Here is an 18,608-nt window from a genome sequence, read left to right as displayed (position 1 = left end):
CGTTAATATGAACAAATGTGAAAGATTTTGATAGTTATTGAATGAATTTGAGTGATTTTAGTTGCTTGAAGTAAAAAAAGCGTTTACAATTATCTTGCAGCCGAAATGAATACGTTTTCAAAGGAGGCGGAATATGCTCACTCCTGAAAGGTATCAGCTGATTATGGATCAGATTGAAAAGCGAGATGTGGTGAAGATTCAAGAGCTGATAAGCATGACAAACGCTTCTGAATCAACGATCAGAAGAGATTTATCAACACTTGAAGAGCGCGGGTTTTTAAAGCGCGTTCATGGCGGGGCGTCTAAACTTTCCAATAGCAGGCAAGAACCCGATATGCTTGAAAAATCCTCCAAAAACCTTCAGGATAAACTGAAGATCGCTGAAGAAGCGGCATCTTTATTAGAAGAAGGTGACTGTATTTACCTTGATGCGGGAACAACTACATTGCACATGATTGATTTTATAGATCATACAAAGGACATTGTGGTTGTCACAAACGGGGTTATGCATATCGACGCTTTAATAAGGAAGGGGATTCCTTTTTATCTTCTCGGAGGATATGTGAAGCATAGAACAGGTGCGATGATCGGCGGCGCCTCATTAACGGCGGTCAGCCAGTACCGTTTTGACAAAAGCTTTCTCGGGGTGAACGGCGTGCACATTGAAGCCGGCTTTACAACACCCGATCCGGATGAGGCTCTTCTGAAGACAAAGGCTGTGAGACAGGCGAAAAATGCGTATGTTTTAGCCGATCCTTCTAAATTCGGCGAGATTTCTTTCGCAGCGTTCGCCGCCTTGGGCGATGCAGCTATCATTACCACTGAAGCTGAAGAACTTGCATTCGATAATTACCAAGAAAAAACTGTCGTAAAGGTAGTGAAACCATGATTTACACTGTAACCCTCAATCCGTCTGTTGACTATATCGTTCACGTTGAAGATTTTGCCGTAGGCGGTTTAAACCGTTCCAGCTATGACACGAAGTATCCCGGCGGAAAAGGCATCAACGTTTCGAGATTACTGAAAAGACACCATGTGCCGTCAAAAGCATTGGGGTTTGTCGGCGGATTTACCGGAAATTATATCACGTCATTTTTGCAGCAGGAAGGTCTGGAAACGGCTTTTTCTGAGGTGGATGAAGACACGCGTATAAATGTAAAACTGAAAACGGGCGATGAAACGGAAATTAACGGACAGGGCCCGACGATTTCAGACGAAGTGTTCAATGCCTTTTTAGAACAGTTCTCCGCTCTGGAAGAGGGAGACATCGTCGTTTTAGCGGGAAGCATCCCTTCTTCCCTGCCGCATAACACGTATGAAAAAATTGCTGAGGCATGCAGAAAGCAGAATGCCCGGGTAGTGGTGGACATCTCCGGTGAAGCGCTGATGAAAGCGACAGAAATGAAACCGTTTTTGATGAAGCCGAATCATCATGAGCTTGGGGAAATGTTCAATACGGTCATTGATTCAGCCGAAGCTGCCGTTCCTTACGGTAAAAAATTAATTGAACAAGGCGCTGAACACGCGATTGTTTCGATGGCTGGCGACGGTGCGCTTTTATTTACGAAAGAGGCGGTTTTCCTCGCCAATGTTCCTAAAGGAAAGCTTGTCAATTCGGTAGGCGCGGGTGATTCCGTCGTCGCGGGATTCCTTGCGGGAATTTCAAAACAGCTGCCTTTGGAAGATGCGTTCCGTTTAGGAGTTGCTTCCGGAAGCGCGACGGCATTTTCTGAAGAACTCGGAACTGAAGAGTTTGTACAGCAGCTTCTTCCTGAAGTTAAAGTCACACGTCTATAGAGGAGGAAAGAAAAGTGAAGATAACTGAGCTGTTAACAAGAGATACAATTCATCTCAATATAGAAAGCAAAGAGAAAGAAAACGTTATCGATGAAATGGTGACAGTGCTTGACAAAGCCGGCAGATTAAATGACAGAGAGGCTTACAAAGCAGCCATTTTAAATCGTGAAAGCCAAAGCTCGACGGGAATCGGCGAAGGTATTGCCATTCCTCACGCGAAGACGGCGAGCGTCATTAACCCGGCCATCGCATTCGGCCGTTCAAAAGATGGTGTGGATTATGAATCATTAGACGGTCAGCCGGCACACTTGGTCTTTATGATTGCGGCAACCGAAGGAGCGAACAATACGCACCTTGAGGCATTATCAAGACTTTCAACGCTTCTTATGCGTGAGGAAATCCGCAAACAGCTTCTTGAAGCTGAATCAGAAGATGCGATCATTGACATCATCAATCAGCATGACAAAGATGACGATGAGGAAGAAGAAGAGCAGGAAGAACAGGCAGCGCCGTCAGGAAAAGGGAAAATCCTTGCGGTTACGGCATGCCCGACAGGTATCGCTCATACGTTCATGGCAGCTGACGCATTGAAAGAAAAAGCGAAAGAGCTCGGCGTTGACATTAAAGTCGAGACAAACGGTTCAAGCGGTATTAAACATAAGCTGACGGCTCAAGAAATTGAAGACGCGCCTGCGATTATCGTAGCGGCTGATAAACAGGTTGAAATGGAGCGCTTTAAAGGCAAACATGTTCTTCAAGTGCCTGTAACGGCCGGTATCAGACGTCCTCAGGAACTGATTGAAAAAGCCGTTAACCAAGATGCGCCGATTTACGAGGGCAGCGGCGGAGGATCTTCCGCTTCAAATGAAGACGGTCCGAAACAGAAATCAGGCACAAGCATCGGAAGTACTTTCTATAAACACTTAATGAGCGGTGTCAGCAACATGCTGCCATTTGTCGTCGGCGGCGGAATTCTCGTTGCGATTTCATTCTTCTGGGGAATTCATTCAGCTGATCCGAAAGACCCGACATACAACACGTTTGCTGCCGCGCTGAACTTTATCGGTGACGGTAATGCGTTAAAGCTGATTGTTGCAGTTCTTGCCGGATTCATCGCAATGAGTATTGCGGACCGTCCGGGATTTGCGCCGGGTATGGTCGGCGGATTTATGGCTACGCAGGCGAATGCCGGATTCTTGGGCGGACTGATTGCCGGATTCTTAGCCGGTTATGTCGTAGTCCTTTTGAAAAAGCTGTTTGTCTTTATCCCTCAGACTCTTGACGGATTAAAACCTGTATTGATTTATCCGCTGCTCGGTATTTTTATCACCGGTGTCCTGATGCAGTTTGTCATTAACACACCTGTAGCAGCGTTTATGAATTTCTTAACAAATTGGCTTGAAAGCCTTGGAACTGGAAACCTTGTCTTAATGGGTATTATTTTAGGCGGTATGATGGCTATCGACATGGGCGGCCCGCTCAATAAAGCGGCGTTCACTTTCGGTATCGCGATGATCGATGCCGGAAACTATGCGCCGCATGCGGCCATCATGGCGGGCGGAATGGCTCCGCCGCTTGGAATCGCACTGGCGACAACATTCTTTAAACACAAATTCTCTAAACGTGACCGTGAAGCCGGTATTACGTGCTACTTCATGGGAGCAGCTTTCGTTACAGAAGGCGCCATCCCGTTTGCAGCGGCTGATCCGCTTCGCGTCATCCCTGCAGCCGTTGTCGGTTCTGCGGTAGCGGGCGGACTGACAGAGTTTTTCCGGGTAACGCTTCCTGCACCGCACGGAGGGATATTCGTTGCATTCATTACGAACCATCCGCTGCTTTACTTAATGAGCATCGTGATCGGAGCGATTGTAACGGCGGTTATCTTGGGAATCATCAAAAAACCGGTAGTAGAGAAATAAGCGAAAAGCGTCCTTTACGGGCGCTTTTTTCAATCATATGCGCATAGAAGCGTTATGTATTTTGTGATGAGTTGTGATAAAGTAAAGATGGTACATGAACCGAAACAGTGATCGTCTAGGAGGAACCACGTTGACTGAAGAACAAAAACCTACTTCTGAAAAATCGGTAAAAAGAAAATCCAACACATATTGGGAATGGGGAAAGGCCATCATTATAGCGGTTGCACTTGCGCTGTTAATCCGCCATTTCCTGTTTGAACCGTACTTAGTGGAAGGATCATCAATGTACCCGACATTACATGACGGTGAAAGACTGTTTGTCAACAAAAGCGTCAATTATATCGGAGAAATCGAGCGGGGGGACATCGTCATTATTAACGGCGATACGTCGAAAGTCCATTATGTAAAGCGGCTCATCGGAAAACCTGGAGAAACGGTGGAAATGAAAAATGACACGCTTTATATAAACGGCAAAAAAATCGCAGAACCGTACCTCGCAAGCAATAAAAAAGAAGCGAAAAAACTGGGAGTCAACCTGACGGGAGATTTCGGCCCCGTAAAGGTTCCGAAAGGCAAATACTTCGTCATGGGCGACAATCGGCTGAATTCAATGGACAGCCGGAACGGCCTCGGCTTAATAGCCGAAAACCGGATCGTCGGCACCTCGAAGTTTGTGTTCTTCCCGTTTCATGATATGCGTCAGACAAAATAAAAACGCCGCGCTGCCCGATTCGGACAGCAGGCGTTTTTTATTTGGCAAACGAGGCGGCGACGGCGATGAACAATACTGTGGCCAGCACTGATCCGACAATGGCCAGAACGCTGAAAAAAAGATTCACCTGCTTCTTCTCTTTGCCGCGTTTTTCAAGCATCCGTTTTGAAAAGAGATGCGAAAACGTATAAATGAGGGCGATTCCGACGTACAAGCCGATGTCACGTGCCGTAAAGCCTGTGACGGCCAGAAAAACCCCGGTGAAGAAAATCATAAGACAGTATTCTGTGAGTGTTAAAAGCTTCAACTTGTTCCTCCGTGATGAATATGTATATATATCTATTGTATCACAGCGCTCCGGGTTTGACGCCTGCATCTTTTCAAACCCGTATATTCGCAGGGAAACATTTCTCTTCCCCTTTATTCATGGTATACTTTTAATGATGATAGACACGATGGAGGATTCTAAATGATTGCTGTAAATAATGTGAGCTTGCGTTTTGCGGATCGCAAGTTATTTGAAGATGTCAATATTAAATTTACGCCGGGCAACTGCTACGGATTAATAGGCGCAAACGGTGCCGGAAAATCAACATTTTTGAAAATTTTATCCGGTGAGCTGGAGCCGCAGACCGGCGATGTCCATATGAGCCCGGGCGAACGTCTTGCCATTCTGAAGCAGAACCACTTTGAATATGAAGACTGTGAAGTGCTGAAAGTCGTCATCATGGGGCATAAACGTTTATACGAAGTCATGCAGGAAAAAGACGCGATTTATATGAAGCCTGATTTTTCAGATGAAGACGGCATCCGCGCCGCTGAACTTGAAGGAGAGTTTGCGGAATTAAACGGATGGGAAGCTGAAAGTGAAGCCGCTATTTTGTTAAAGGGGCTGGGCATCTCTGAAGACCTGCATACGAAGAAAATGGCCGACTTAGGCGGTTCAGAAAAGGTGAAAGTGCTTTTGGCACAGGCGCTGTTCGGCAAGCCGGACGTTCTGCTGCTTGATGAACCGACCAACCACTTGGATCTGAAAGCGATTCAGTGGCTGGAAGAGTTTTTAATCAACTTTGAGAACACAGTCATCGTCGTATCCCATGACCGTCACTTTTTAAATAAAGTGTGCACGCACATCGCCGATCTTGATTTTAATAAAATTCAAGTGTACGTCGGCAACTATGATTTCTGGTATGAATCAAGCCAGCTTGCTTTAAAGCTTTCTCAGGAAGCCAACAAGAAAAAAGAAGAGCAGATTAAACAGCTTCAGGAGTTCGTGGCCAGATTCAGCGCCAACGCCTCTAAATCAAAGCAGGCGACATCAAGAAAGAAACTCCTTGATAAAATCACGCTTGATGATATTAAACCGTCATCACGCCGTTATCCTTATGTCAATTTCACGCCGGAACGCGAGATCGGAAATGACGTGCTGCTGGTTGAAGGCTTAACAAAAACGATTGACGGGGTTAAGGTGCTTGATAACGTCAGCTTTATTATGAACAGAGAAGACAAAATTGCATTTACGGGCCGCAACGAACTTGCCGTTACGACATTGTTTAAAATCATTTCCGGGGAAATGGAAGCAGACAGCGGCACATTTAAATGGGGCGTGACCACTTCTCAGGCGTACTTCCCTAAAGACAACAGCGAATATTTTGACGGCAGCGATGCGAACCTTGTCGACTGGCTCCGCCAATACTCGCCGCATGACCAAAGCGAAAGCTTTCTGCGCGGTTTCTTAGGACGCATGCTGTTCTCAGGAGAAGAAGTCAACAAAAAATCAAACGTCCTTTCCGGAGGAGAAAAAGTGCGCTGCATGCTTTCAAAAGCGATGCTTTCCGGCGCGAATATCTTAATTCTGGATGAACCGACAAACCACTTAGATTTGGAATCCATTACGGCGCTTAACAACGGCTTAATCAGCTTTAAAGGCGCTATGCTGTTTTCATCTCATGACCATCAGTTTGTACAGACAATTGCCAACCGCATCATTGAATTAACGCCTAAAGGCATTGTTGATAAACAAATGTCTTATGACGAATTTCTTGAAAACGCGGATGTGCAGAAAAAGCTTGAAGAGCTATACGCGTAATAAAGAAGCAGGGGAGACTCTGCTTTTTTATTTATGAAAAAAGTTTTCAATCTTCTGACTTCCCGTTACAATAAAGGAATACATAAATTGAAAAGAGACGGAGGAATGCATCATGAAGTTTTTAGTTGTCGGAGCTGGGGGAGTGGGCGGATATATCGGCGCGCGACTTGCAGAAAAGGGAAATGACGTTACGTTTCTCGTCCGTCAGAAGCGGGCGGAACAATTAAAAGAGACGGGATTGACCGTCAAAAGTGCAAATGGTGATGTTTCAATCAAGCCGAAAATAATCATGGCGGGCGAAGATGGAGAGTTTGACGCCGTTATCCTCGCATCAAAAGCGTATTCTTTGCAGGACGTCATTGGGGATGTCAAACCGTTTGTCAAACCTTCGTCGGTCATTATTCCTTTTTTAAACGGATACAGGCACTATAACCAGCTGTTTGAAGCTTTTTCAAAACGGCAGGTGCTGGGCGGCCTCTGCTTTATTGAGAGCGCCCTTAACGACAAAGGGGACATTCTTCATACGAGCGCTGCCCACCGCTTCATTTTCGGTGAATGGAGCGGGGAACGCACGGAACGTATAAATGAGCTGGAAAAAGCGTTTGCGGGTGTGAAAGCGGATGTCATCATCAGCCGGGAGATTGAAAAGGACATTTGGAAAAAATATATGTTTATTGCCGCGCAGGCGGGCGTGACCACTCTGTTTCAACAGCCGGTCGGACCGATTTTAGAAACAGAAGGCGGCCGCAGCACGGCAAAGCGCCTCTTTGCTGAAATCGGAGCCATTTTCAAGGCTGCCGGCATCCCGAAAGATCCTGGTCTGGAAGAAGAGAGTTATCGCACATTGACAAGCATGTCTTACCATATGAAATCGTCGATGCTGAGAGATATGGAAAAGGGCAGGGTGACGGAAGGTGATCATTTACACGGCTTTTTGCTTGAGAAAGCGAAAGGCTTGTCAATTGATACACCTGTTTTGGAAACCGTCTGCGCCAACTTGCAAATGTATGAAGCGAAATAAAAAGGAGGCCTGATCGCCTCCTTTTTTTATTAAAATGCCCAGTTTCCGTTTCTGAAGATCGGTTCTCTTTTCCCGTCCGCGGTAATACCGTCGATATTCATGTCTTTGGAACCGACCATAAAATCTACGTGTGTAATGCTTTCATTTAAGCCCTCTTTAACAAGCTCTTCCCGTGTCATTTGTTTGCCGCCCTCAATATTAAAGGCATACGCACTGCCGATCGCCAAGTGGTTAGAGGCGTTTTCATCGTACAGTGTGTTGTAAAATAAAATATTTGATTGTGAAATCGGTGAATCGTAAGGCACTAAGGCCACTTCACCGAGATAGTGTGAGCCTTCATCGGTTTCGACGATGCCTTTTAAAATCTCCTCGCCTTTTTCAGCCTTCACATCGACAATGCGGCCGTTTTCAAAGGTAAGAGTGAAGTTATCAATAATGTTGCCGCCGTAGCTCAGCGGTTTCGTGCTGGAAACCGTGCCGTTCACCCCGTCACGCTGCGGAAGGGTGAAAACCTCTTCTGTCGGCATGTTGGCCATGAATTCGTGCCCGCTTTCATTCACGCTTCCCGCGCCTGCCCATACATGTTTTTTCGGCAGTTCAATGGTTAAGTCTGTTCCTTCAGCCTGATAATGCAGGGCGCTGTAATGTTTTTTGTTCAGGTGTTCCACTTTTTCATGAAGATTTTGATCATGTTTTTTCCATGCTTCCACAGGGTTTTCTTCATTTACGCGGGTCGTTTTGAAAATTTCTTCCCATAAAAGCTGAACGGCTGTTTCTTCCGGCTGATCCGGGAACACTTTTTTCGCCCAGCCTGTTGAAGCAGCTCCGATCACCGTCCAGCTGACCTTATCTGATTGAATATATTGTCTGTATGTATGCAATGCTTTTCCGGCGGCTTTTTGGAACGCTGCAATCCGTTTGCCGTCAGTGCCTTTTAACAGGTCGGGGTCGGATGAGACGACAGAAATAAACGCAGCCCCTTTTTTCGCGAGCTCTTCTTTTCCTTTTGCTTCCCATTCAGGATACTCTTCAAACGCTTCAAAAGGTGCCATCTCGTATTTTAATCTGGACAGTTCATCGTCCTGCCAATTTACGGTGACGTTTTTTGCGCCTTTTTCATAAGAATGTTTGGCAAGCAGTCTGACAAGTTCCCGGACATCAGTTGAGGCATTGATTACGACATGCTGTCCTCTTTGGACATTGACGCCGACTTCTACCGCCAGCTGAGCATATGTATTTAACTTTTCAGTAAACGAACTCATCGTTCATTCCTCCTCATCGGTTTTTCTCATCATATCAAATAACGCCTCATAAAGGAAAGAAAGGAGCACAAACGAAAAAGACACAGCTTTTGCTGCGTCTTTACGGGTGATTCAGTTTTACGGCGCCGCCGGCCGGAGAATGGGGCATATTGGCCAGTGAAATGCTCATACCCCCCAAAATAATTCCGCTTAAAATGACGGCTACTGCTACGCGTCTTCCCACATCTCTAAGCATATGCTTCCTCCTTAATGTTTCTCCAGTTCTCACAATATGAGCCGGCTGGAGAAAAAAGAAGCACAATCTTATTATTTAATCGCTTTTTGCAGCTTGTCGATGACGTCTAATGAACGCCCAGTGCCGATAGCCACTGATTCAAGCGGATTTGCCGCCAAATGAACGGGAACGACGATTTCATCTGTCAGCCATTCTTTCATCCCGTTTAAAAGGGAGCCTCCGCCGGTTAACACGACGCCGCGGTCAACGATATCACCGCTGAGCTCCGGCGGACAATCTTCAAGCGTCGCTCTGATCGCTTCAAGAATATGCAGGAGCGACTCACGCATCGCGTGCTGAATTTCATTAGACTGCAGTCTGATTGTCTTCGGCAGACCGGTTACAAGGTCACGCCCGCGGATTTCCATCGTTTCCGGCACGTGTTCGATCAATGCAAATCCGATTTCCATTTTCACTTGTTCTGCCGTGCGTTCCCCGATCAGCAGGTTGTATTTTTTTCTGACGAACGAGGCGATATCTTCATCAAGCTGGTCGCCGCCGATTCTGATCGAATGGCAGGATACAACTCCACCGAATGAGATGATGGCGACTTCAGTCGTACCGCCGCCGATATCTACGACGACGTTTGCGACCGGCTCGTCAACAGGGAGGTCGGCCCCGATTGCAGCGGCTACGGGTTCTTCAATCAAGTGAACGTTTTTCGCTCCGCAGTTTTTGACAGCGTCACTGATGGCGCGGCGTTCAACGGCTGTTGAGCCTGAAGGCGTGCAGACGACGACATTCGGTTTGCGGAAGGTCATTCCGATTTTTTTTCCGGCTTTTTTCATAATGTGTTTTAATAAGTCAGTTGTCATATCATAATCAGCAATGACACCGTCTTTCATCGGCCGTACGGCGACGATTTTCCCCGGCGTCTTTCCGATCATGCTTTTGGCATCCGTTCCGATGGCAAGCACCGCTTTCGTTGTTGTATCTACAGCGACAACGGAAGGCTCGTTTAAAATAATACCTTTATTTTTACTGTAAACAAGTATATTAGCGGTTCCTAAGTCGATTCCGATCTCAGTTGATTGAAACATGTTTTCACCCAATCCCTATCCTGATTTAATTGATTCTACATTTAAAGTTTCTGAGAAAAACCACGATTTTTGGGGGTTTCCGCCGGGAATGAAATGTTTTTGTAAAAAAGGAGGGAAAGTCTGTATCCCGTATTTCAAAAGGCTTTTTTTCTGTAAAAAACATTCATTTCCGGATGCTGAGAAACTTTTGCTCCGTTCCTTTCGTCTACGTTTATGAAGGATTTTCCTTGGACATAAAGAAGAGACATTAAAGGAAGTAGGGGATTTCTATGAAATCAATTGGTGTAGTAAGAAAAGTAGACGAACTCGGGCGTATTGTCATGCCGATTGAATTGAGAAGAGCATTGGATATCGCTATTAAAGATAGTATTGAATTTTTCGTTGACGGAGACAAAATTGTCTTAAAAAAATACAAGCCGCACGGCATTTGCTTAATGACCGGGGAAATTACCTCCGAAAATCAGGAGTACGGCAACGGCAAAATTATTTTAAGTCCTGAAGGAGCGAAAATGCTGCTTGAGGAAATCGAGGAAGCGTTAAAAGATAGATCATAATCAGCAAAAAGGGCGGGGCATTATTCCGTCCTTTTATTATGAACTTGTGCAAAAACTCACGGGAAAAGTAAGCGAACCTGCTCAATTAATTGGGAATAGTTATCATTTTTTAGTCAATAATGCAGTCAACAATGTTACAATATATGTAGAAATGCTAGCGGCAGGTGGGACTATGGGAAAATATCAAGCGCGTATCATTTCCTTAATCTTGGCAATGATTTTTATTATGTTTTGGGATTATTTATTTTATATGATTGAACGGAATCCGATTAACTGGCCCGTTGACATCACCTTTACCGCCGTCACATTAATCAGCGTCTGGCTGCTGGCTTATTATGTGGACAATAAAAAGCAGCTGCTGGCGGAGCTGAAGGACAGCGAGCAGAAAGCAAAGGCGCTTTCAGATGAGAAAAACCGGATCATGGACAATTTGCAGGAAATCGTTTTTCAGACGGATTCACAAGGGAATATTACATATTTGAATCAGGCCTGGACGACGATTACGGGCCACTCCATCAGCGAATGTATGGGCACGATGTATAATGATTATTTTATAAAAGAAAAACATATCATTGATTATATTATCTCCCAAATCAAGCAGCAGTCCCCGTCAGGAATGTTTACGGCCAAATATATTAAAAGAGACGGCACGATTTTTTGGGGGGAAGTCCATTATAAGCTGTATTATGACCGCAGACAGAAATTTGTCGGGAGCCTGGGGACGATGTCTGATATCAGTGAACGGAAAAAAGCGGTCGACGAGCTTCTGGAAACGAACGAACGCCTTGCCATGCAATCTCAAAAGCTGGCCATTGCCGGAGAGCTTGCGGCAGGAATCGCCCATGAAGTAAGAAATCCTTTAACGTCAGTCAGCGGCTTTCTCCAGCTGATGAAAGCCCAGTATCCGGAAAGAACGGATTATTTCGATATTATTTTTTCGGAGATTAAAAGGATTGATCTCGTGCTGGGGGAGCTGCTTCTGCTCGCCAAGCCGCAGACCGTGACGTTTACCGCTCATCATCTCAACCATATTTTAAGGCAGGTGGCGACGCTTCTTGACACGAACGCGGTGCTGTCGAACACTGTGATTGAGAAGGATTTCAGGCAGACTGAGTCCTGTATGGTCAACGGTGACGAAAACCAGCTGAAACAGGTATTTATCAATATTATTAAAAATGCGATTGAAGCGATGCCTGACGGCGGGAATATTCATATTTATACAGAACGGGATGAAGAATACGCGGTGATCAGCATACAGGATGAAGGAAACGGCATGTCGAAAGAAAAGCTTGAAAACATCGGGAAACCGTTTTTCTCAACAAAAGATCAGGGAACGGGTCTCGGGCTTCCGATTTGTTTGCGAATTCTGAAGGAGCATAATGGTAAACTTAACATTAAGAGCAAAAATGGAGAAGGCAGTACGTTTCAGGTGATTCTGCCGTTAGAAGCGGCTGCTGTCCAAAAGGAGGAAAAATAACTTGCTTCTTTTTGTATACGGTTTGTTACGGAAGCGTGAAGAAAACCATGAACTGCTGAAAGGCGCTCCGTGTGTGTGCGAGCAGGCCGCGATAAACGGTGTGCTGTACGAAACGGATAAAGGTCAGCCTGCGGCGTCTTTAGCAGAAACAGCTTTTGTGTACGGGGAATTGTATGAAACAGATCATCAGATGATCCGTAAGCTGGATATGTATTATGCTGATTTTGACCGGAAAGAGGTTGCCGTGACGACGGATGCCGGGAATAAAACCGCCTTCGCATATGTCGTAAAGCCCGACCAGTGTGCCTCATTCAGCCGTATCAAAAGCGGAGACTGGAAAGAATACCGTTTTATGAAACGGGAGGATGACAGTCCGGTTTATTATTTTGCTTACGGCTCCTGTATGGACAATGCCCGGTTTAAACAGGCGGGGGTCGACCACTTCTTTGCCGAGCCGGTCGGAGGGGCGGTTGTTGAAGGGTATTCGACGAGATTCACGTTAAGGCGTCCTGACGGTTCCAGAGCCGATCTTGTTGAAGACGGGGGACGAACTGAAGGCGTGCTGTACAAGCTCCCGTTTGAAGCGGCAACCTATCTGTACAAAAGAGAAGGTGTTGATAACCACACATACCGTCCCGCGTTCATAGAAGTGTGTGCCGGCGGCCGTGTATACAGAGGCGTCCTGACGTTTCTGGTTCTTGATAAAGCTGAGGAAATTGCGCCTCCGGGTCACTATCAGGAAGAAATCGAACGCGGAGCGGACCTGTATTTATCACCCGCCTTTTCAGAAAAGCTTAAACGCTATATGAACTCATTGCCGAAAATGTGATACTATTCCTATTAGAGATATTGTTTAAAGGAGTACTGTTATGAGAAAAGAGTTTGCCGTTATCGGTCTCGGACGCTTCGGCGGAAGTATTTGCAAAGCATTAAGTGAAGAAGGCCTTGAGGTCATGGCGATGGATATTGATGAAGATAAAGTAAATGAATACGCCAAAATCGCATCACACGCGGTCATCGGCGATTCAACCGATGAATCGGTGCTGAAAAACTTAGGGCTGCGCAACTTTGACCACGTCATTGTGGCAATCGGCGAAAATATACAGGCGAGCATTTTAACGACGCTGATCTTAAAGGAACTCGGCGTGAACACGATCACGGTTAAAGCGCAGAACGATTATCATGAGAAAGTGCTTGCGAAAATCGGGGCCGATCACATCGTCCACCCTGAACGTGACATGGCAAAACGCATCGCCCACAACATCGTATCAAATAATGTGCTTGATTATTTGGAGCTGTCCGACGAACACAGCATTGTGGAGATCGTGGCCAACAGCAGGCTTGCGGGCAACACACTGCTTGATCTGGACATCCGGGCGAAGTACGGCATTAATATCGTGGCGATCAAGAGAGAAAAAGAAGTGATCGTATCTCCGCTGGCGACTGAAATGATTCAAAAAGAAGATATTCTCATCGTTATCGGCTCTCTTACGGACATTTCCCGATTTGAAAAAAGAGTGCTTCATACAAAGTGAAAAGCCGTCCGTAAAAGGACGGTCTTTTATTATGTCAGAATAGAAAGACATTTATCATGTAAGCGGTATATTCTGCAATTTTTATTGACTATGATCAGGCGATCCGATAGCATATTGTACCATATAAAGAAAAAGAGGAGGCCTCATTTTGAACAAAGAAACACTGGCTGAACGGCTGAATGCATCAGCCGGCAGACAAAAAGCCGATACCGTCATTAAAAACGGAAAAATCATGGATGTATTTAACCAGGAATGGATCTCTGCAGATATCGCCATTACGGACGGAGTGATCGTCGGGCTGGGCGAATATGAAGGGGAAGAAGTCATTGATGCAGAAGGCCAAATGATCGTTCCGGGCTTTATTGACGGACATGTTCATATCGAGTCCTCTATGGTTACTCCGATTGAATTTGCTAAAGCCGTCCTCCCTCACGGAGTGACGACTGTCATTACTGATCCTCACGAAATTGCGAATGTTTCCGGAGCAAAAGGCATTTCATTTATGATAGAGCAGGCGAAAAAGGCGCCGCTGAACATCCGTTTCATGCTTCCTTCCTGTGTTCCCGCCGCTAGCTTTGAACGCTCGGGAGCTGTATTAAAAGCCGAGGATTTAAAGCCTTTTTATCAGGAGAAAGAGGTGCTCGGGCTTGCGGAAGTAATGGATTATGTGTCTGTTGCGGAAGGTGAAGAGGATATGCTTCAGAAACTGCTTGATGCCAAGCGTCACGGAAAACGGATCGACGGGCATTTAGCCGGACTGTCTTCAGATATCATCAATATATACAGAACCGCAATGGTGTCAAATGATCATGAAGTGACGACAAAAGAAGAAGCGCTGGACAGAATCAGACGGGGAATGTACGTCATGCTGCGCGAAGGATCGGTGGCCAAAAATACGCTCAATGTGCTGCCGGCGGTGAATGAAAAAAACGCGCGCCGCTTTTTCTTTTGTACGGATGATAAGCATGTAGATGATCTGCTTTCAGAAGGAAGTGTGAACCACCAAGTCAAAATGGCGATAAAGGCGGGACTTGATCCATTCCTTGCGTATCAGCTCGCCAGCTTAAATGCGGCTGAGTGCTACGGCCTTGAAACAAAAGGGGCGGTAGCGCCGGGTTTTGACGCAGATCTGCTGTTCATTTCAGATGTACGGGAGGCTGCCGTCACGAAGACCATGGTCGCCGGCCGGACCGTTGCCGAGAACGGGCGAACGGTTGATGAACAGTCTGCCGGTTCCTATTCGCCGGACCAGGCACTGTTGGATACAGTGCGGCTGAAATCGCCGCTGACTGAATCTGATTTTCATATACCGATTCAAGAGGGCAGGAAAATGAAAGTAATCGAAATGATACCGAATCATTTGGAGACGAGAAAAAAAGAAGTGCCTGCACCGTCTGCTGACGCGTTTCGTTCTGATACAGATAATGATTTATTAAAAATCGCCGTCGCAGAGCGGCACAGCGGCGAAAAAATGATAGGACTCGGGATTGTACATGGGTTCGGGTTAAAAGAAGGCGCCATCGCCACAACCATTTCTCACGATTCCCATAATATCATCGCCGTCGGTACAAACGATGCCGATTTGGCAAAAGCAATCAACAGGCTCCGTGACACCGGGGGCGGATTAACAGCCGTGAAAAACGGAGAATTGCTTCACTCCGTTCCGCTTCCGATCGCCGGGCTTTTGTCTGATAAGTCGGCGGAATGGGTCAATGACAGCTTGGGCGTGCTTCATGAAAAGCTTCCTCTGCTCGGATTCACCGGTGATTTCAATCCGTTTCTCACCTTATCGTTTTTAGCCCTTCCGGTGATTCCGGATATTAAAATGACGGCGGCCGGTCTGTTTGATGTCAAAGCCTTTCAGCATATTCCGCTGCAATAAAAAAACTGCACTCGTAATGAGTGCAGTTTTTTTTAGACCTCCATAATGATCGGAAGGATCATCGGGCGGCGTTTTGTTTTTTCGTATAGGAACGGAGCAAGCGTATCGGTAATTTCGTTTTTAATTTCGGACCACTGCGTTGTTTTCCGATCCATTACTTTCTCCAGATGGTTCGAAATGAGCTGCTGCGCGTCATTGATCAAATCACCGGATTCTCTCATGTATACAAAACCTCTTGAGATTAAATCAGGTCCCGCCGAAACCTTAAAGTCGTCCATATTGATGCTGACAACAACGATAACAAGGCCTTCTTCTGAAAGAATGCGGCGGTCGCGGAGCACGATATTGCCGATATCACCGATTCCGCTTCCGTCAATGTAAACGGAGCCGGACGGAATTTTGCCTGCCACAGCGGCTTCTTCGCCTTTGAGGGCCAGCACTTCGCCATTATCCATGATAAAGCAGTTTTCTTCAGGTATGCCGCAATCAGTCGCGAGTTTGACGTGCATTTTCTGCATTCTGTACTCACCGTGAATCGGCATAAAGAACTTCGGTTTGATCAGGCGGAGCATTAATTTCTGCTCTTCCTGTCCGCCGTGTCCGGATGTATGAATGTCATTCAATGAACCGTGAATGACTTCTGCGCCCGCACGGTACAGCTGGTTGATGGTGCGGCTTACGCTGATTGTGTTTCCGGGTATCGGAGAGGAAGAAAAGACGACTGTATCTCCGGGATTAATGGAAATCTGCCGGTGCGTCCCGTTAGCGATGCGTGATAACGCCGCCATCGGTTCACCTTGGCTCCCCGTACATAAAATCGTTACCTTATTGGCAGGCAAACGATTGATTTCGTTATGCTCAATAAACGTATTTTTAGGACAGGTAATGTAACCGAGATTTTGTCCGATTTCAATAGCCGATTCCATACTGCGTCCGAATACGGCAACTTTTCTGCCGTTTAAAACGGCTGCTTCAATCACCTGCTGAAGACGGTGTATATTCGAAGCGAATGTCGCAAATATAATTCTGCCGTCCACTTTTCGGAAAATATCGTGAATGCTTTCGCCTACGCGGCGTTCTGACATGGTGAAATCAGGCACCTCACTGTTTGTACTGTCAGAAAGCAGGCACAAAACGCCTTCTTTCCCGATTTCAGCCATCTTTGTCAAGTTGGCCGGTTCGCCTACCGGTGTGAAATCGAACTTAAAGTCCCCGGTATGTACGATATTGCCCGGCGGTGTTTTGACGACGATTCCGTATGAATCCGGAATGCTGTGTGTCGTTCTGAAGAAGGATACAGACGTCTTGCGGAACTTCACGATGTCGTCTTCACCGATGATGTTTAATTTGGTCTGTCTTAACAGCCCGTGCTCTTCAAGTTTATTCCGAAGTAAGCCGATCGCGAGTTTACCGCCGTAAACGGGAATATTTACTTGTCTGAGCAGGTACGGAATACCGCCGATATGGTCTTCATGACCGTGGGTGATAAACAGACCTTTAATTTTATCTTCATTTTTTACTAAATACGTGTAATCGGGGATTACGTAATCAATGCCGAGAAGTTCATCTTCCGGGAACTTGATTCCCGCATCAATCAGTACAATTTCATCCTGAAACTGCACCCCGTACGTATTTTTCCCGATCTCGCCCAATCCGCCGAGGGCGAAAACGGCAGTCTGGTCATTTTTTACAAATTTCATTCCGCTCATAACTCCAATACTTTAAAATTTTCGCTCTGCTTCTCATATTCTAAAAAAGCACCGTCCACAGGCTGAACAAATTCAATGTTGTATTTCTGATCTTTCAGTTTCGTTCTGACGTCCCGTTCTGAAACGCCCTCAATGTAAAGTGAATCTGTTTTTTCCCGAACAGGTACTTCGTCAGCCTTCTCTTGATAAAATACCTTATAAATCATCCAAATCTCTCCTTAAATGCCGTATGTTAGACTCGCTTATTCTATTATATTCGAAAACGGATTATAAGGAAAGTCTCGAGCAAAAAAGGGACTTTCAAAAACCGAAAGATCCCTTCTACGCGATGACTTTTTTCCGGAGCATTCCGCCCCACTGTCTTCTGAGTTTCTTCCGTAATCGGCGCAGCATCGTATACCTCCTTTAAAGCCCTTTATAGCAGTAGTATGCGGAAAAAATGAATTTGTTTTCGTGGGTAAAACTGGAATTTGATCAAGGCGGTTTTCCGGAAGAAAAACTTTCTGTATGATGATATTGAAAAAGACACGACTGATAAACGGGAAAAAGGAGAAATTGACATGAATCCAAAACTGATCTTTTTTGATATTGACGGCACGATCTATGACCATGATAAACATATTCCCGATAGCGCAAGAAACGCCGTGACGGCGCTTAAAGAGGCTGGACATCACGTTTTTATCGCCAGCGGAAGGTCCCCGTTTATGGTAAAACCGATTCTGGAAGAGCTTGAGATTGAATCATTTATTTCATACAACGGCCAGTATGTCGTATTTGAAGGTGAGGTCATTTATAAAAATCCGCTTTCTGAAGATGCGGTTGCGCGTTTATTAAAGCAGGCGGCAGAAGGGGAGCATCCCGTCGTATTTATGGCGGAAGACACGATGAAAACAACCGTCCCCGGACATCCGCACGTCTCGGAAGGTATCGGCAGTCTGAAAGCGCCTTATCCCGAAGTTGATGAAACATTTTATAAAGGAAAAGAAATTTATCAGCTGCTTTTATTCTGCCGCGGACATGAAGAAAAAGCATATGCCGCTTTTCCGGAGTTTGATTACGTCCGCTGGCATGAATTGTCCACGGATGTGCTTCCGAAAGGCGGTTCAAAAGCGGAAGGCATTAAAAGAGTGCTTGAGCGGCTTCCGTACGGCGTAAGTGACACTTATGCATTCGGCGACGGACTAAATGACCTTGAAATGATCCGTTTTGCCGGCACCGGGGTGGCGATGGGAAATGCGGTTCCGGAATTAAAAGCTGCCGCCGATTTCGTCACAAAGCCGGTGGATGAAGAGGGAATCAGCTGGGCTGTCAAAGAACTGGGCCTTTTGAAATAAAGA

18 protein-coding genes are annotated in these 18,608 nt (G+C 46.0%); 12 read left to right on the top strand and 6 right to left on the bottom strand.

The features are described 5' to 3' along the window. Positions 1-133: 133 nt before the first annotated feature. From ACWJJ5_RS07170 to sipT, 4 genes are all read left to right on the top strand, one after another. On the top strand, positions 134-889 hold the full coding sequence (locus tag ACWJJ5_RS07170) for a DeoR/GlpR family DNA-binding transcription regulator (protein WP_014417627.1): 756 nt from the start codon (positions 134-136) through the stop codon (positions 887-889). Beyond that, complete coding sequence (gene pfkB, locus ACWJJ5_RS07165) at positions 886-1,797, top strand: 1-phosphofructokinase (RefSeq protein ID WP_003154572.1); 912 nt, start codon at positions 886-888, stop codon at positions 1,795-1,797. The genes ACWJJ5_RS07170 and pfkB overlap by 4 nt, the downstream gene beginning before the upstream one ends. Positions 1,798-1,811: 14 nt before the next feature. Continuing rightward, a complete protein-coding gene (locus ACWJJ5_RS07160) occupies positions 1,812-3,716 on the top strand; it encodes a PTS fructose transporter subunit IIABC (RefSeq protein ID WP_003154570.1) in 1,905 nt (634 codons plus the stop codon). A gap of 130 nt (positions 3,717-3,846) precedes the next feature. After that, the gene (gene sipT, locus ACWJJ5_RS07155) at positions 3,847-4,428 is read left to right on the top strand and encodes a signal peptidase I sipT (protein WP_003154568.1); all 582 of its coding nucleotides are present in this window, start codon (positions 3,847-3,849) and stop codon (positions 4,426-4,428) included. A 37-nt stretch (positions 4,429-4,465) separates the two neighbouring features. On the opposite strand, the gene ACWJJ5_RS07150 is transcribed toward sipT, so the two are convergent. Beyond that, the gene (locus ACWJJ5_RS07150) at positions 4,466-4,735 is read right to left on the bottom strand and encodes a hypothetical protein (protein ID WP_021493749.1); all 270 of its coding nucleotides are present in this window, start codon (positions 4,733-4,735) and stop codon (positions 4,466-4,468) included. Between the two features lie 162 nt (positions 4,736-4,897). On the opposite strand from ACWJJ5_RS07150, the gene ACWJJ5_RS07145 reads away from it, so the two are divergent. Both ACWJJ5_RS07145 and ACWJJ5_RS07140 read left to right on the top strand, forming a co-directional pair. Beyond that, positions 4,898-6,517 carry an ABC-F family ATP-binding cassette domain-containing protein gene (locus tag ACWJJ5_RS07145; RefSeq protein WP_454022307.1) on the top strand — a complete coding sequence of 540 codons (1,620 nt, stop codon included), beginning with the start codon at positions 4,898-4,900 and terminating at the stop codon, positions 6,515-6,517. Positions 6,518-6,629: 112 nt separating this feature from the next. Beyond that, entirely contained in the window at positions 6,630-7,538 is a 909-nt protein-coding gene (locus tag ACWJJ5_RS07140; protein WP_182068824.1) for a ketopantoate reductase family protein, read from the top strand. A 29-nt stretch (positions 7,539-7,567) separates the two neighbouring features. Here ACWJJ5_RS07140 and ACWJJ5_RS07135 read toward each other — a convergent pair whose 3' ends face one another. The 3 genes from ACWJJ5_RS07135 to mreBH form a co-directional block, all read right to left on the bottom strand. After that, positions 7,568-8,800, bottom strand: a complete 1,233-nt coding sequence (locus ACWJJ5_RS07135) for an aminopeptidase (protein ID WP_070081754.1) — start codon at positions 8,798-8,800, stop codon at positions 7,568-7,570. Between the two features lie 100 nt (positions 8,801-8,900). After that, positions 8,901-9,035: a protein YkpC gene (locus ACWJJ5_RS07130; protein WP_003154559.1), complete on the bottom strand. Its 135-nt coding sequence runs from the start codon at positions 9,033-9,035 to the stop codon at positions 8,901-8,903. A gap of 71 nt (positions 9,036-9,106) precedes the next feature. Further along, positions 9,107-10,114 (bottom strand): cell shape-determining protein MreBH, encoded by a 1,008-nt coding sequence (gene mreBH, locus ACWJJ5_RS07125; RefSeq protein ID WP_003154558.1) that lies wholly within the window; start codon positions 10,112-10,114, stop codon positions 9,107-9,109. 269 nt (positions 10,115-10,383) lie between these two features. On the opposite strand from mreBH, the gene ACWJJ5_RS07120 reads away from it, so the two are divergent. The 5 genes from ACWJJ5_RS07120 (at position 10,384) to ade (ending at position 15,562) form a co-directional block, all read left to right on the top strand. Further along, entirely contained in the window at positions 10,384-10,668 is a 285-nt protein-coding gene (locus ACWJJ5_RS07120; RefSeq protein WP_024085249.1) for an AbrB/MazE/SpoVT family DNA-binding domain-containing protein, read from the top strand. 172 nt (positions 10,669-10,840) lie between these two features. After that, a complete protein-coding gene (locus ACWJJ5_RS07115; protein WP_014304932.1) occupies positions 10,841-12,145 on the top strand; it encodes an ATP-binding protein in 1,305 nt (434 codons plus the stop codon). A gap of 1 nt (position 12,146) precedes the next feature. Next, positions 12,147-12,974 carry a gamma-glutamylcyclotransferase gene (locus ACWJJ5_RS07110; protein WP_077722153.1) on the top strand — a complete coding sequence of 276 codons (828 nt, stop codon included), beginning with the start codon at positions 12,147-12,149 and terminating at the stop codon, positions 12,972-12,974. A 40-nt stretch (positions 12,975-13,014) separates the two neighbouring features. Continuing rightward, entirely contained in the window at positions 13,015-13,680 is a 666-nt protein-coding gene (ktrC, locus tag ACWJJ5_RS07105; protein WP_003154554.1) for a Ktr system potassium transporter KtrC, read from the top strand. Positions 13,681-13,828: 148 nt separating this feature from the next. After that, positions 13,829-15,562, top strand: coding sequence for an adenine deaminase (gene ade, locus ACWJJ5_RS07100; protein WP_146276683.1), 1,734 nt, complete (start codon positions 13,829-13,831; stop codon positions 15,560-15,562). Positions 15,563-15,594: 32 nt separating this feature from the next. Here the strand turns inward: ade and rnjA are convergent, their stop codons facing one another. Then, a complete protein-coding gene (rnjA, locus tag ACWJJ5_RS07095) occupies positions 15,595-17,262 on the bottom strand; it encodes a ribonuclease J1 (protein ID WP_007409649.1) in 1,668 nt (555 codons plus the stop codon). Between the two features lie 5 nt (positions 17,263-17,267). Continuing rightward, positions 17,268-17,477 carry a DNA-dependent RNA polymerase subunit epsilon gene (locus tag ACWJJ5_RS07090; protein WP_003154548.1) on the bottom strand — a complete coding sequence of 70 codons (210 nt, stop codon included), beginning with the start codon at positions 17,475-17,477 and terminating at the stop codon, positions 17,268-17,270. A 354-nt stretch (positions 17,478-17,831) separates the two neighbouring features. On the opposite strand from ACWJJ5_RS07090, the gene ACWJJ5_RS07085 reads away from it, so the two are divergent. Continuing rightward, positions 17,832-18,605, top strand: coding sequence for a Cof-type HAD-IIB family hydrolase (locus tag ACWJJ5_RS07085; protein ID WP_454022306.1), 774 nt, complete (start codon positions 17,832-17,834; stop codon positions 18,603-18,605). Positions 18,606-18,608 lie beyond the last annotated feature (3 nt).

The sequence above is a fragment of the Bacillus sp. JK74 genome (assembly GCF_053663395.1).
This window is presented reverse-complemented; position numbering and strand designations above follow the sequence as displayed.

Coding starts and splice junctions, on each gene's coding strand:
- ACWJJ5_RS07170 (WP_014417627.1), top strand. CDS start 134: ATGCTCACTCCTGAAAGGTATCAGCTGATTATGGATCAGATTGAAAAG.
- pfkB (WP_003154572.1), top strand. CDS start 886: ATGATTTACACTGTAACCCTCAATCCGTCTGTTGACTATATCGTTCAC.
- ACWJJ5_RS07145 (WP_454022307.1), top strand. CDS start 4,898: ATGATTGCTGTAAATAATGTGAGCTTGCGTTTTGCGGATCGCAAGTTA.
- ACWJJ5_RS07140 (WP_182068824.1), top strand. CDS start 6,630: ATGAAGTTTTTAGTTGTCGGAGCTGGGGGAGTGGGCGGATATATCGGC.
- ACWJJ5_RS07135 (WP_070081754.1), bottom strand. CDS start 8,800: ATGAGTTCGTTTACTGAAAAGTTAAATACATATGCTCAGCTGGCGGTA.
- ACWJJ5_RS07130 (WP_003154559.1), bottom strand. CDS start 9,035: ATGCTTAGAGATGTGGGAAGACGCGTAGCAGTAGCCGTCATTTTAAGC.
- mreBH (WP_003154558.1), bottom strand. CDS start 10,114: ATGTTTCAATCAACTGAGATCGGAATCGACTTAGGAACCGCTAATATA.
- ACWJJ5_RS07120 (WP_024085249.1), top strand. CDS start 10,384: ATGAAATCAATTGGTGTAGTAAGAAAAGTAGACGAACTCGGGCGTATT.
- ACWJJ5_RS07115 (WP_014304932.1), top strand. CDS start 10,841: ATGGGAAAATATCAAGCGCGTATCATTTCCTTAATCTTGGCAATGATT.
- ktrC (WP_003154554.1), top strand. CDS start 13,015: ATGAGAAAAGAGTTTGCCGTTATCGGTCTCGGACGCTTCGGCGGAAGT.
- rnjA (WP_007409649.1), bottom strand. CDS start 17,262: ATGAAATTTGTAAAAAATGACCAGACTGCCGTTTTCGCCCTCGGCGGA.
- ACWJJ5_RS07090 (WP_003154548.1), bottom strand. CDS start 17,477: ATGATTTATAAGGTATTTTATCAAGAGAAGGCTGACGAAGTACCTGTT.
- ACWJJ5_RS07085 (WP_454022306.1), top strand. CDS start 17,832: ATGAATCCAAAACTGATCTTTTTTGATATTGACGGCACGATCTATGAC.